The 13550-nt window shown below is 46.3% G+C and carries 11 protein-coding genes, 2 tRNA genes and 2 pseudogenes; 11 read left to right on the forward strand and 4 right to left on the reverse strand.

Annotation, left to right across the window (positions count from 1 at the left end; genetic code table 11):
• A pseudogene (locus tag ACO0KV_RS16025) lies at positions 1-117 on the forward strand (IS30 family transposase); the annotation flags it as partial.
• A 300-nt stretch (positions 118-417) separates the two neighbouring features.
• Here the strand turns inward: ACO0KV_RS16025 and ACO0KV_RS16030 are convergent.
• The 3 genes and pseudogenes from ACO0KV_RS16030 to ACO0KV_RS16040 form a co-directional block, all read right to left on the reverse strand.
• Positions 418-1191, reverse strand: a pseudogene (locus tag ACO0KV_RS16030) (PAS domain-containing protein); the annotation flags it as partial.
• A 407-nt stretch (positions 1192-1598) separates the two neighbouring features.
• Positions 1599-3161: an acetyl-CoA hydrolase/transferase family protein gene (locus ACO0KV_RS16035; RefSeq protein ID WP_423043857.1), complete on the reverse strand. Its 1563-nt coding sequence runs from the start codon at positions 3159-3161 to the stop codon at positions 1599-1601.
• 101 nt (positions 3162-3262) lie between these two features.
• A complete protein-coding gene (locus tag ACO0KV_RS16040; protein WP_423043804.1) occupies positions 3263-4204 on the reverse strand; it encodes a bestrophin family protein in 942 nt (313 codons plus the stop codon).
• A gap of 193 nt (positions 4205-4397) precedes the next feature.
• On the opposite strand from ACO0KV_RS16040, the gene hpaR reads away from it, so the two are divergent.
• From hpaR to ACO0KV_RS16070, 6 genes are all read left to right on the forward strand, one after another.
• A complete protein-coding gene (gene hpaR / locus ACO0KV_RS16045; RefSeq protein ID WP_423043806.1) occupies positions 4398-4853 on the forward strand; it encodes a homoprotocatechuate degradation operon regulator HpaR in 456 nt (151 codons plus the stop codon).
• Positions 4854-5121: 268 nt separating this feature from the next.
• The gene (locus tag ACO0KV_RS16050) at positions 5122-6060 is read left to right on the forward strand and encodes an exopolyphosphatase (protein WP_423043807.1); all 939 of its coding nucleotides are present in this window, start codon (positions 5122-5124) and stop codon (positions 6058-6060) included.
• Between the two features lie 230 nt (positions 6061-6290).
• Entirely contained in the window at positions 6291-8174 is a 1884-nt protein-coding gene (locus ACO0KV_RS16055; protein WP_423043808.1) for a potassium transporter Kup, read from the forward strand.
• A gap of 56 nt (positions 8175-8230) precedes the next feature.
• Positions 8231-8307 (forward strand) — tRNA-Arg (locus ACO0KV_RS16060).
• A gap of 375 nt (positions 8308-8682) precedes the next feature.
• The gene (locus ACO0KV_RS16065; RefSeq protein WP_423043810.1) at positions 8683-9501 is read left to right on the forward strand and encodes a carbonic anhydrase; all 819 of its coding nucleotides are present in this window, start codon (positions 8683-8685) and stop codon (positions 9499-9501) included.
• A gap of 218 nt (positions 9502-9719) precedes the next feature.
• Positions 9720-9796 (forward strand) — tRNA-Arg (locus ACO0KV_RS16070).
• Positions 9797-9921: 125 nt separating this feature from the next.
• Here ACO0KV_RS16070 and ACO0KV_RS16075 read toward each other — a convergent pair.
• Complete coding sequence (locus ACO0KV_RS16075) at positions 9922-10332, reverse strand: thioredoxin family protein (RefSeq protein ID WP_423043812.1); 411 nt, start codon at positions 10330-10332, stop codon at positions 9922-9924.
• A gap of 73 nt (positions 10333-10405) precedes the next feature.
• Between ACO0KV_RS16075 and tsaB the strand changes: the two genes are divergently transcribed.
• The 4 genes from tsaB (at position 10406) to ACO0KV_RS16095 (ending at position 13539) form a co-directional block, all read left to right on the forward strand.
• Positions 10406-11095: a tRNA (adenosine(37)-N6)-threonylcarbamoyltransferase complex dimerization subunit type 1 TsaB gene (tsaB, locus tag ACO0KV_RS16080; protein WP_423043814.1), complete on the forward strand. Its 690-nt coding sequence runs from the start codon at positions 10406-10408 to the stop codon at positions 11093-11095.
• An 88-nt stretch (positions 11096-11183) separates the two neighbouring features.
• Positions 11184-11630, forward strand: coding sequence for a ribosomal protein S18-alanine N-acetyltransferase (rimI, locus tag ACO0KV_RS16085; RefSeq protein ID WP_423043816.1), 447 nt, complete (start codon positions 11184-11186; stop codon positions 11628-11630).
• A complete protein-coding gene (locus ACO0KV_RS16090; protein WP_423043818.1) occupies positions 11624-12532 on the forward strand; it encodes a uracil-DNA glycosylase in 909 nt (302 codons plus the stop codon). Before rimI ends, ACO0KV_RS16090 begins: the two co-directional genes overlap by 7 nt.
• Positions 12532-13539, forward strand: coding sequence for a DUF1853 family protein (locus ACO0KV_RS16095; protein ID WP_423043820.1), 1008 nt, complete (start codon positions 12532-12534; stop codon positions 13537-13539). Before ACO0KV_RS16090 ends, ACO0KV_RS16095 begins: the two co-directional genes overlap by 1 nt.
• Positions 13540-13550: the final 11 nt, after the last annotated feature.

The raw sequence follows: 13550 nt of genomic DNA on the forward strand, positions 1-13550 counted from the left end.
ACACAACAGGAGATTGATCACGCCATGAAAAGACTGAATAATCGACCAAGAAAAAGATTAGGATACCTTACACCCAATCAGGTATTCTTCAAAAATACGCTTGCACTTCAAAATTGAACTCGCGGAACGTTTTAGGCCCGTGTCAATTTGTTCAGCAATCTGCTCTAGTATTTCTTCTTGTGTACTCGCAACAGTTAGACTGTTACCTATCGGCGTATTGAGTTCATGAGCGACACCCGCGACCAGTGAGCCCAATGCAGCTAATTTTTCAGACTGAACGAGTTGATCTTTGGCGATGTTAAGGGTCTCAAGCGCATTGTTGAGTTGAAGATTTTTTGTGACTAATTCTGCGGTGCGGTCAGCAACCCGTTTTTCTAAGTTGGCGTTTAAGTTCAGGATTTCATGTGATGCGGCGCGGATTTCGGTCACATCTCGTAGTAATGAAATCATAAGATCTTCGCCCCGAGAGTTGTACAGGGTGCAGTTCACTAGCATTTCTCGCACGCCATTGTTGCCTAAGTTAACTTGAGTGGGATAATCGGTGACCGTGGAATTCTCCATCAGGAGTGCAACCAGTTTGCCGCGGTCATCGGGATTTTTCCATACCTCTAATTCATGGGCTGTTTTACCTACAATGTCTTTACGTGCCATTCCCATCTGGCGTTCAAATGCCGAATTAATTTCTATGTAGGTACCGTCTGTTAAGCGAGAGATTGTCATGCAATCTGGCATTAGCCTGAAAGCGGCGGACGATTGTTCGGAGGCTGCTAGTTGGTCAGTGATATCGCGTGCTATCCAGACGGCATGCGTCTTCTCTGTTCCTTTTAGCGCTATGAGGCTGCAATTGACCAGGCAATCTCTGATTGTGCCATCACGTGTGCGCATTTTGGCGAGATAGTCACGCGCATGGCCATTACTCATTAACTCAGCCACGAGCTCATCTCGCTGCTCGGGGATGGCCCATACCTTGAAATCGCGAATCGGATGCCCTAGTACTTCGCTTCTGGTGTAGCCACTAATTGTTTCAAATCCCTTGTTGACCTCGATGATTTTACTATCACTTAATCGAGTGATAACGATCCAGTCCGCGCTGGTATGAAAAACTCGCGTAAATTTTTCTTCAGCATCACCGATTTCGGCGAGGATCCATTGTTTGATTGCTTGCGGCAATATCCTTGATAAGAGTCCCATATCGCATCTTTTAAAATAATTATATTCAAGGCTAGCTACGGATAGCGTACTTCATTTTTCCAGAAACGAATAGCGGAAACGGTTTACCCATTATCTTGTGATTGCGATGAATCAATGACCGTCTGGCAAGATGACTGCTGCCCAGCAGCAGAGATGAGTGATGACAAGAGAAACGTAATCCTACGTCCTCAGGTAAATAAATGTTAAGCATGTTGTGTCCAACAAGGCACCACTGCCCGCCACCAAAGTGAGGAAGATGTATTTCTACGATAAGACTAAATGATGCCTTAAAAAAGTTGCGGTGAGGGGCGGTGCCTTGCAGCCCAGCGAGAGCATCACTGAACCGGCTGCAAGGTGCTACAGAAAATGAGCGTTTGATTAACTATGCACCTTGTTCATATTCACTATTACGCAGCTACTTTAAGCGCTTTCGTTACGTCAAGCATGCTGCCCGTTTCACGGTAGCGAGTATGCCATTCAAATGCTTTTTCAAGTATATGTGGTGTGTGTCCGCCTCGTTGCTCTGCTTCAGCGAGGTAATCAATGAGCATTTGTTTATAAGGTTGGGCAACGCAGTGTTGGATGATTATTTGCGCCCGTTCTCTCGGTGCAAGGCCTCGCAAATCAGCTAAGCCGATTTCTGTCACGATAATATCGACGTCGTGTTCAGTATGATCGACATGGGTTACCATCGGCACAATACTCGAGATTTTTCCATCTTTAGCGATCGACTTAGTAGCGAAGACTGAGAGATAGGCGTTACGTGCAAAATCGCCCGAACCGCCAATGCCATTCATCATGTGTGTACCCAGGACGTGGGTAGAGTTGATGTTGCCGTATATGTCGGCTTCGAGGGCGGTGTTGATCGTGATTAATCCCAATCGTCGGATCACTTCAGGATGATTGCTGATTTCTTGCGGTCTAAGAATGAGGCGATCCTTATATTTGGTGATTTCTGCAAATACTTCTTGGCTTTTTTGCGCTGAAAGCGTGATGGATGAGCCGGAAGCAAAATCAAGTTTTCCTGCATCGAACAAGTCGAATGTCGAATCCTGGAGCACCTCTGAATACATGGTCAGGTGTTCAAATGGGCTATCGATAAATCCGGTCATCACTGCGTTGGCAATCGTGCCGATACCGGCTTGTAAGGGCATCAGGTTGTTGCTCAAGCGACCATCACGTACCTCTTCTTTAAAAAAGTTGACGAGGTGTGCTGCAATTTTTGCTGTGTCTTCGTCTGGCGGTAGAATGGTAGAGGCACTGTCTTTTTTTTCTGTGATGACAATCGCGATGATTTTTTCTGGTGGGATCGAAATCGCTGTTGTGCCGATACGATCGCTAACCGATGTGATTGGTACGGGTTCCCGACGCGGTCTATGCTTTGGAATAAAAATATCGTGTAGGCCTTCCAAGTCCATCGATTGGGTCAGATTGATTTCAACAATCACTTGGTCTGCCAGAATGGCAAAGCTTGCACTGTTGCCCACGGATGTTGTCGGGATGATGGCGCCAGTCTCTGTGATGGCAATGGCTTCGATGATGGCGATATCAATTGCATTGATTTGACGTGTACGCAATTGCTCTACGGTCTCTGATAAATGCTGATCGACATACATGACCTCTCCGCGATTGATGGCAGCGCGTAAAGTCGGATCGGCTTGAAATGGCATGCGACGACTCATCGCACCAGCCTCTGTAAGTGTTTTGTCGACATCATTGCCGAGCGACGCACCTGTCATCAGACTAATTTTAAGATTTTCTGTCTTGGCGCGTTCTGCGATGGCCAGGGGAACGACCTTCGCATCACCGGCCCGCGTGAAACCACTCATTCCTATGGTCATTCCATCTTCGATCCAGGATGCTGCATGCGCCGCGGTGGTGATGCGATTTCTTAATTCCGGTAGGCGAATTCTTTGCTTTTCGATTTGCTGATACTCAGTTGAATCTTGTGCTTGATGCGAGTGATGCATGTCATGCATAGTAAATCCTTTGTCTCTGAAAATGGATGGTTTTGTCAGGGGTGATCAGTGATCTGTTATGTTCTATTTTGTATCTTGTTGGTATCTAAAACTCAGTTAATGCAGTAGTTGACTGGCGTGAGTGGTTCAGGAATGTCTGTATCTTGCAATGATTCGCGCAGCTCAATTTCGATTGTTCTGCAGATCGCATCAAGTGGCAGATCGTTGGTTTCGGTGCCAAATGGTTCTTCGATTTCGTCACCTAAAGCATCTAGACCAAAAAAGGTGTACGCAACAATAGCAACGACGAATGGCGTCATGAAGCCGATCGAGTCAACTAGGCCGAATGGAAGCAAGAAGCAATAAATGTAAGCAGTACGGTGTAGTAAGAGGGTGTAAGAGAATGGAATCGGTGTATTGCGAATACGCTCGCATGAGGCTCCTGCCGCGGTTAATGCCGATAAAGTATTGTCGATATTGGCCGCGAGGCAGGCTTCAATCCGGTTCTCTTTGAGCGATTGACGCAAATCCTGCCCCATATTAAGCATGAGAAAATCCGGTTTGTTTCTGCTCGTGTCTAACTGCTTAATCTCCGCGGCGGTGAGCCAGCGTTGCATTTCGGGTTTTGTTTCTTGATTGCGTAGGAGATCACGCAATGCATGGCAATAAGCAATTGTTCTGAAAATCATCCGGACGCGGATATCGCTAAGTCCGTTGTTTGCTTTTGCTGGTAATGGGTCGTTGATCAGGCTTTGGCACTGGCGAGATAAGTTGCGGGCGCGTAAAAGAAGCTCGCCCCATAGTTTTCGTCCTTCCCAGAATCGGTCATAAGCGGCATTGTTCCTAAATCCTAAGAAAATCGAGATAGGTAGACCAATTAAGGTAAACGGAATTGTTGTCAGTGTGATTTTGAGTTCGAACAGATCGCCGTGCGAGATCGTGACGAGCGTGGCGATCAGAATATTGATGGTTAGTGCAGGGAGTATGCGTGGCAATACTGAGCCGCGTAAAAGCAAAAACAGGCGAAAGCCTGAGGGTCTATCGCGGACGATCATGTGTAACCCATAGAAAATAAATGATTCAAAATTTCTCCATATTTACTAACATATTAGCGAATTAAATCACTAATATGTTAGTAAGTCAAATGAGGGAGCGATCATGTCTGTACAATAACAGTCTGACGTTGAGTAATTCAAATGAATGCGATGCGATGCAGCATGATCAAATTAACTAGAACTAGGAGCTGTAATGAGTCACAAAATTGCCTATCGCAACTTGCCGCAATTGTTTTTAAAAGCGCGCGCAAACCTGATGGCGCATTTCAAACCTATCATTAGCCATTTTGGCTTGACGGATCAACAGTGGCGGATTTTGCGTGTACTCGATGAGCATGGCAGTCTTGAGCCAAGGGAGTTGTGCGACTTGTGTCAGATCTCGAGTCCGAGTATGGCGGGCGTGTTGAAACGTATGGAGGAGCTTGATGTTATAGAACGCAGTGCAGTAAAGGGTGACCAGCGAAGAGTGTTGATTGCGCTATCGACTGGAGGAGATCAGCTTATGACGGAAATGGCCCCTTTGATTGATTTGCAATATAAACATATAGAGCAAACCTTTGGCATAGATGCGGTGAATGAACTGGTGTCCGTGCTAGAAAAATTCAATGCAGTTTCAGAGGATGCTGTGGAACACATTTCACTTACATAGTGACGCCTTTCATTAGCGTCATTACATCAACAATGTGTAACATTTATAACTGCCTGATATAAAAGAAATGAGTGGCGTAGACAGATGCGATAAAACACACTACATTAAATGCAGCTTACTTGAAGTCAATATGAGCTTTATTGGTGTGTAGTAGGTAAGTGTGAACGTGTAATGCCGTAACCTACGCATCATCGATGGGGTGGTACTACTCTATTTTATTTGCGTTGTTTCTTCCGCACTTTGAATTGTTCATTGCTAAGGGGGTTTTATGTCTGTCAATCACAGAAAGTTTCGACTAATTACGCGTAGTGACTTTGATGGGTTGGTGTGTGCAGTACTGCTCAAACATCTGGATATGATTGATGAGATCCTATTCGTTCATCCCAAAGACATGCAGGATGGCAAAATTGCAGTAACGGATAATGATATTAGTACTAATTTACCCTATGTTGAAGGAGTTCACCTCGCGTTTGACCATCACTCATCCGAGGCGATTCGTAATTTTGGCGAGCACCGTAATCACATCATCGAGCCTGATGCGCCGTCGGCAGCTCGCGTTGTCTATAATTTTTATGGTGGTCCCAAGGTGTTTCCCGAGTCTTGGAGTGAGATGATGGCGGCTGTTGATAAAGGTGATTCAGCGCAATTTAATCGTGACGAAGTGCTTAATCCGCACGGTTGGGATTTATTGAATTTTCTTATGGATGCCCGCACTGGTCTGGGACGTTTCCGTGAATTCCGTATTTCGAATTATGCATTAATGATGGAATTGATTGATTTGTGTAAAACACAAGCGATTGAGCAAATCATGGCGAATGCGGATGTCAAAGAACGCGTAGATTTATACCTTGAACAGCAGGATAAATGTAAGGAGCAGATTCTTCGTTGTTCGACGGTGCATTACAATCTGATTGTGCTTGACTTGCGAAACGAGTCAATTATCTATGCAGGAAATAGATTTTTGATTTACGCACTTTTCCCTGATATCAATATCTCTATCCATGTGTTGTGGGGGCTAAAAAATCAAAATACCGTTCTGGCGACCGGAAAATCTATCCTGAACCGAACCTCTAGAACGAATATTGGTTCTTTGATGCTGGAGTATGGCGGTGGCGGGCATGAAAATGCCGGGACTTGTCAAATCGGAAATGATTTGGTTGAAAATGTATTGTCAGTGTTAATTCACAGGATCAATGCTGATGGTTAATTGTTCGGGGCGCGGTTCGGTTTGCGCCCCTTTATGCTTCATGGATCGAATTTCCTCACGGCGTTAGTTAATTTCTTTGCCGTGGCTTAATTTTCTCTATCACAAAAGGCATCGCTCGTGTGTTGATCTGTTGTGTAAAAATTCTATAAAGGGATTTTTTGTTGTGCGCTATTGAAATAATAGGTTTATTCGCCTACTGTGCAATGCACCAAAAACAATAAGGTACGCAATTGGAAAATCATCAAGATCATACTAAAAGCAGTCTCGCTGCTTTATCTTTGGCTGCTATCGGTATCGTTTATGGCGATATCGGCACCAGCCCACTCTACACCATGCAAGAAGTTTTCTCTAAAGAGCATGGTCTGGAATTAAATGAATTCAACATCTTTGGGGTTGTTTCTTTAATTTGTTGGGGCTTAATTATCATCGTCGCGTTGAAATACGTGACGTTGATTTTACGTGCAGACAATCGCGGTGAGGGCGGTATCATGGCTCTGACGGCACTGGCGTTGGAGTCTGTGGGTAAGTATTCTAAGCTTCATTTAACGTTATTTGTGCTTGGACTATTTGGCGCTGCCTTGTTTTATGGCGACGGCGTTATTACGCCTGCCGTTTCAGTGCTCTCTGCAATTGAGGGACTAAAGGTGGCAACGCCAGCTTTTGATCCGTACGTCGTACCAATTACTGTTGTGGTTATTTTTGCGCTGTATTCTGTGCAGTACAAAGGCACAGCTGGTATTGGTAAATGGTTTGGTCCAATTATGTTGATCTGGTTTGTTGCGCTGGCAGTCATGGGTGTTTACAACATCGCTAAAAATCCTGCGATCGTTGGCGCATTGAATCCAATTCATTCATTCCGGTTTATGCAAGTCCATGGTTGGGTGGCTTTTTTAGCGCTGGGTGCTGTTGTATTGGCATTTACTGGTGCTGAAGCTTTGTACGCGGATATGGGGCACTTTGGCAGTCAGCCAATTCGTACCGCTTGGTTTTTTTGTGTCTTTCCAGCTTTGGGTTTAAATTATCTTGGTCAAGGTGCTTTGCTCATCGTTAATCCTGCTGCGGTCAGTAATCCGTTCTACCAGCAATTAGGTGCATGGAGTGTCTACCCGCTGGTGATTATTTCTGCAATTGCTACCGTGATTGCTTCTCAAGCGACGATTTCTGGCACATTCTCGATGACGAAGCAGGCGATCTCGCTCGGCATCATGCCGCGGATGCAGATTATCCATACGTCAGCCAAAGAAATTGGACAGATTTATATTCCTGCAGTGAACTGGGCGCAGTTGGTTGTCGTTATCGCTGCGGTAGTAGGTTTTGGTTCTTCGTCTAATTTGGCTTCGGCTTATGGTATTGCTGTGACTGGAACGATGCTAGTTACGTCATTGTTGACGTTCTTTGTTATTCGTTACGGCTGGAAGTACAAGCCTGCGCTGTGTTTTCTGGCGACCGGTTTCTTCGTTACTATCGACTTTGCGCTATTCTCTGCAAATGCAGTGAAGGTCTTCCATGGTGGTTGGTTCCCGTTGGTGTTGGGTGTGATCATGTTTGTTGTCATGATGACCTGGAAGCGCGGTCGTGAATTGGTGTTTGATAACTTGAAGAAGCATGCGATTCCATTAAGTGACTTCCTTGATTCTTTATTCGTGTCACCTCCGCTGCGAGTGGCTGGTACCGCCATTTTCTTGCGGGGTGAGGCAGACGGTGTTCCGCATGCCTTATTGCATAACTTGTCGCACAATAAGATTTTGCACGAAAGAGTGATTTTTCTGACATTGCACAATCAGGAAATTCCTTGGGTGCCCGTGACCGACCGTGTGCATGTGAGTGATCTTGGTCATAACTGCTTCCAAGTTGATGTTAGTTATGGGTTTAAAAACGAACCAGATATTCCTAAGGCACTCGCGTTGTGTGAATCTAAAGGTCTAACTTTTGAGCCTATGGAAACGTCCTATTTCATTTCTAGGCAGACGATTGTGTCCAAGCCGGAGCGTGGCATGGCTTTGTGGCGCGAGTGGTTATTTGTCACGATGTCGAGAAACTCTCGCGATGCTGCCGACTACTATCGTATCCCTACCAATCGGGTGATTGAGGTCGGTTCTCAGGTCGAAATCTAAAACTTTGGCATGGGGGCTTATCAAATCAAAACCCCTGTGCTATAATTTTGTTTTTCGCGGCTGTAGCTCAGCTGGATAGAGTACTTGGCTACGAACCAAGGGGTCGTGGGTTCGATTCCTGCCAGCCGCACCAGATTCAAGGGACTAGATGCAAATCTAGTCCCTTTTTTCTTTTTCTCTAGCGTCTTTGTTGGCTTCTTTGTCGCAAGTTTTTCATTGGGATAGCTGTTCTCTTGAAACTTGCGGTGGCATTTTGCTGAGCTGGCATTGACATTCGTAGCAAAGTTTCCTTTAATAAACATTGCTGCCTTCATTCTTTTTTGGGATGTTGTCTGTGCTCGTTTGTGCTTTTGTTCCGATGTTAAGTTTGCCTCTATAAACAACAGTAGAAACAACGGCAGAAGCAAATTATATTGCGCGGCTGAGCGGTCGCTGTAAGAATAAATGTGGCGTCAGTCCTTGGAATGTCAGGGCGTAAGCGCTGAGGGCGTCAGGCTTTGAGTTGGTGGTGTTTGGATTTGAAGTGTTAAACAATGCTAAGCCTTGTAGAGTAATTTTTGTCGATCAACTACGTAAATGGAGCGAGATGATGAAACAGAGACTTTTAGTACTTGCGGTTTTTTCTGCCTTTGCCAATGCTAGTTTTGCTGATGGTCCGGCGCCCCATTGGACTTATGATGAGGTTAAGGAGTGGGGTGAGTTGACTCCTGCGTATGCACAATGTGGTATTGGTAAGGCGCAATCACCGATTGATATTCAAACACAAGCTGTTCAAAAGGCAAATTTAAGTCCAATTCAAACCACTTATAAGGCGTCTGCTGCTGAGGTTGTCAATAATGGCCACACGATTCAGGTTAATTTGGCAGATGCGGGTTCAGCAACGGTTCCAAGTGGTCAGTATCGATTGCTCCAGTTTCATTTTCATACCCCTAGCGAGGAAATGATTAATGGTAAGAGTTTCCCATTGGTCGCCCACTTGGTTCATAAAAATTCGGATGGTAAATTGGCAGTGATTGCTGTGCTCTTTAAAGAGGGTAAAGAAAACTCTGCGCTTGCTCCTATTTTTGCTGCAATGCCGGCAAAAGAGGGTAAGGTATCGTTGGCATCTGGTTTTGACGTAAGTTCAATTTTGCCATCCTCGCTCGGTTACTACTCCTTTACTGGCTCCTTGACGACGCCGCCATGCAGCGAGGGTGTTGCGTGGCAGGTTTTAAGTGCTTCCGCCGAAATTTCAAAAGCGCAAATTGAGGCATTTCATGCAATTTACAAAATGAACGCCCGACCAGTTCAGCCATTAAATGGGCGTGTTATACAAGGCTCAAATTGATAATTTGACGGTGATTGCGCCGCTTTGTCTGTGTGCAGTGCCCGACTCCAAACGTGATGTACTCTATTCTCCCTTGAAGGTATAGCTCGGGCGCTGTCACTCTTGTTGTAATTTGGGTGACGGCGCTGGTTGGAAATGTGCGCCAACTCTTCTCTGCTAAAGTTTTTTCGGCTGGGGGCTTCTCTTTATGGGTTGGGTTTGCTATAATTTTGTTCTTCGCGGCTGTAGCTCAGCTGGATAGAGTACTTGGCTACGAACCAAGGGGTCGTGGGTTCGATTCCTGCCAGCCGCACCAGATTCAAGGGACTAGATGCAAATCTAGTCCCTTTTTTCTTTTGTTTATTATATTTTGATGTGATCATCGACTCGATAAGATGCGCCAATCAGATTTGCTGCATAAGCTGATGGCGCGGACATCGATTATTCCGAAAGGATGCGCTGTCTGAGACTCCATGATTCAGGCGCTGCTTGGTTCAGGGCGCTACGTTTGATGGGGCCGGCTTTCATGCTGTCATCAAGCGAATTGATAAGTCGATGTAATTGCGCGGTGTCTGGCAGCATGGTGCCCAAAAATGCCACTTGATCAAGATGCTGTATAAGAATCGTTGGAAAATTTTCGATTTCTATGTCTTCGATGAGATGTGCACAGTCCTCAATGTCAATCCAGGTGAAGCATTTATCTGGATGTTGGGCTGCCAACTGATTAAACGCAGTGTAGTAGGCCGTGCAAGTGTCGCACCAAGCTGCGCACAGGCAAGCAATCAGCCAGTTTTTGTTGGGTAGTTGTGTTTGTACCTGTTTCAGGTCATCAGTGTGAATATATGCAGTCATCTTTCAATTTTAACCTATCCTTGGCCTTGAGAAATTCAGCCTTGTTGATGTGCGAACACGGTAAAATACGTCCATGACAACGATTTTAGCAATAGAAACTACAACCGAACTCGCTTCAGCAGCTTTGTTTGTTGAAGATCAGATGTTCACCCTTGAATTATCCGGTGTCCAGACACATTCGCAAGGGATTTTGCCGGCAATTCAGAGCTTGCTTGCCGAGGCTAAACTCGCTTTATCGGATTGTGATGCCATTGCCTTTGGCTGTGGCCCGGGCGCCTTTACTGGTATTCGTACCGCTTGTGGTGTGGTGCAAGGACTTGCGTTTGGCGCAAACCTGCCAGTTTTGCCTGTGGTGAGTTTGCAATCGATGGCGTTAGCAGCGGCGGAGCGGGTTAGTATGGCCGATTTTGTGTGTGTGCTGGATGCACGTATGAACGAAGTATATTGGGCGCATTACCATTTTTCCGGCAATGATTGTGTCGAGCTAAGTCCACCTGCATTGTCCCGACTCGATGAGGTGTTGGTTTCAACTCCGCCGGACAGCACTCAAATTGTTCTGGGTAATGGGCTAGCGTTGCCTGAGCAATTGCGAGGTTTTGCTCATGTTAATTTGATGCCTCATGCTATCCAGGTAGCAAAAATAGGTCTGCACGGATTACAGGCGGGCTTGTCTGTTGCTGCCGAAGAGGCGCAACCTCTTTACTTGCGCAATAAAATCGCGCTAACTACTGCTGAACGGACCATGGTTAAGGCCTCTTCCTGATTTGTAAGCAAGAATTGATTTTGCTAAAAAGCGCACTTTCAATCGACTGTTGAGATGTTGGTGCAGGAATTTGACGGATGGACACGATATGTATGAATTTGTAAGTCTGGGTTTTGCGGATATTGATCAGATTTTGACCATCGAAGAGATGGTGTATTCGCATCCTTGGTCTCGAGGGAACTTTTCGGATTCTCTGATGAATGGATATGACGTGTTTGGTCTGCGCGATTCAGCACAGCAAATTATTTGCTATTTTCTACTGATGCCTGTTGTGGATGAACTGCATCTTCTCAATTTTGCTGTTCGAAAAGAAAGTCAAAAACAAGGTTATGCTAGTGCCATGCTGACATTCATGGGTAACTATGCCAAAGAACGTGGTTTTGTATCAATCTTGCTCGAGGTACGTTGTAGTAATTATCGTGCCATTGAAGTCTATCTTCAGGGCGGATTTCATGAAATTGGTCGCCGGAAAGCGTATTACCCGGCCGGTGACGATACACGTGAAGATGCGATTGTTATGCGGAGAATATGCTAATGCATCCAGTTGATGCGATGAGTCAGTCGGCCATACGTGTCGCTATATTGAATGAAATGGGTTTGGGGCCAGTCTGGACCCAGCGCTATGCAGATAATACAGTGCAGGTGGCCGATGGTGCCGTTTCGGAGGGTGCCCCTGTCGTCCCGTTAGCTGCAGTCGTATCTGTGCCTGCTCATGACGATCAGTCTGACATCTTAAATGCGGCATCTTCAGTTCCTGATTATCCTTTTGACATGTCGGCTGAACAGGTCTCTGAGCAGGCATATAGTCATCATGATAAGATGATTCTGCCTGAATCAAACGCCGTTGTAAGGGCGGTTTCCGCGTTCAGCTGGAGCGAGCTTGAAGAGTCTGTTGCCGCTTGCCGCGCCTGTGGTTTGTGCGAAGGTCGCCAAAAAATCGTTTTTGGTGTTGGTGCACCAACAGCGACGTGGTTGTTTGTCGGTGAAGGACCGGGATATAACGAGGATCTTCAGGGGGAGCCGTTTGTGGGGGCGGCGGGTCAGTTATTGGATAACATGTTGCTCGCACTGGGTGTGCGACGTGGAGATCGTACTTACATTGCGAATGTCGTGAAATGTCGTGCGACTGACCATGCAGGAAAAGATCGCCCGCCGACCGCAGAAGAAATTGCCACTTGTCTGCCTTATTTGGAACGCCAGATTGCGTTAATAAAGCCAAAGGTCATCGTTGCCTTGGGAAAGACTGCTGCTATTGCCTTGTCTGGCGTCGATATAGAAACGCCGGTTGCCCAGTTGCGCGGCAAAATTCATACTGTTTCAGGTATACCTATGGTGGCGACATATCATCCTGCTTATCTGCTTCGCAAGCCATTGGAAAAAAGTAAAGCTTGGCAGGACTTATGTTTGGCACAAAAGGCGCTGGATGGTAATTCGTAGTGGACTTTTCCCCGCAACTGCGATTCCATGAAGACTGGGGGCATTTGCGTGATCCTCATGTCCGCGCGTTAGCCTGGTTGCTGACCTCCCCACACCTGCTCAAACAGGATTCGCAGGTGTGGGGCGGGGCGATTGTTGCCCCATCGTTGCCGTCCGCATCCCTACTTCATGTGTATCTAACGTCATTGGATCTAACTCCAGGTCACTTTCACCTTGCTTTGCAGCGATCTCCGACCAAGCGATTGGGTTTGTATGCAGAAATGTTGCTGGCATTCTTCTTTGCTGATTTTTATGATTTGTACGCTCATGGGTTGCAAATTCATGACGCCCGGGCGAGAACTATTGGTGAGTTTGATTTTTTAATTCGTCATCTTGATGGGCTGGTCCATTGGGAGTTGGCGACGAAATTCTATCTTTTTTTCGATGAGACGCTTGAGTGTGGTTCTGCGAAACGAGATTTGTATCATTATCTTGGGCCTAATCTGGCAGATACTTTGGGTGCCAAGATGCATAAAATTATCTACCAGCAGTTACGGTTAAGTGCGCATCCCGAAGCTGCGGCTGCACTTGATCAGCAGGTTATTTCAGCGCAGGCGCTGATCAAAGGCTGGTTATTTTATCGTAATCCATGTGTCACCGATTCCTCGGCGCTGGTTGATGGCGTCGCAATGGATCACTGTCGCGGCTATATCTGGAGTATGAGTGACCTAGATCAGATGGGGGATTTTTTAGCTGTCATCCTTGATCGCCTGATGTGGCTGGCACCTGCTCAGGTGCCAGAGCAGGAGGCGATAGGAAAGCAAGTGGTGCTGCAAAAGATCAGGGAGTTGTTCTCGCTTGTTAATGCTCCTGTGATGCTCGCGCTCGTTGTGGTTCATGATGGCGATGCGAGGGAAATCATGCGTGGCATGGTGGTTCCCGATGGCTGGTGGGCGCAAGCGGCATTGGCGCAAAAAAGATTGGCGCCTGCAATGAGTCCACAATTGTCACGCGCAACGCTAACGTAACAAAGGCTTTA

It is taken from the genome of Undibacterium sp. RuRC25W, assembly GCF_049339825.1.
Classification (GTDB): domain Bacteria; phylum Pseudomonadota; class Gammaproteobacteria; order Burkholderiales; family Burkholderiaceae_D; genus Undibacterium.

Bases quoted from the DNA above. Each gene is read 5' to 3' on its own strand.
- hpaR (WP_423043806.1), top strand. From the start codon at position 4,398: ATGAGTCACAAAATTGCCTATCGCAACTTGCCGCAATTGTTTTTAAAA.
- rimI (WP_423043816.1), top strand. From the start codon at position 11,184: ATGTATGAATTTGTAAGTCTGGGTTTTGCGGATATTGATCAGATTTTG.
- ACO0KV_RS16075 (WP_423043812.1), bottom strand. From the start codon at position 10,332: ATGACTGCATATATTCACACTGATGACCTGAAACAGGTACAAACACAA.
- ACO0KV_RS16035 (WP_423043857.1), bottom strand. From the start codon at position 3,161: ATGCATCACTCGCATCAAGCACAAGATTCAACTGAGTATCAGCAAATC.
- tsaB (WP_423043814.1), top strand. From the start codon at position 10,406: ATGACAACGATTTTAGCAATAGAAACTACAACCGAACTCGCTTCAGCA.
- ACO0KV_RS16090 (WP_423043818.1), top strand. From the start codon at position 11,624: ATGCTAATGCATCCAGTTGATGCGATGAGTCAGTCGGCCATACGTGTC.
- ACO0KV_RS16050 (WP_423043807.1), top strand. From the start codon at position 5,122: ATGTCTGTCAATCACAGAAAGTTTCGACTAATTACGCGTAGTGACTTT.
- ACO0KV_RS16040 (WP_423043804.1), bottom strand. From the start codon at position 4,204: ATGATCGTCCGCGATAGACCCTCAGGCTTTCGCCTGTTTTTGCTTTTA.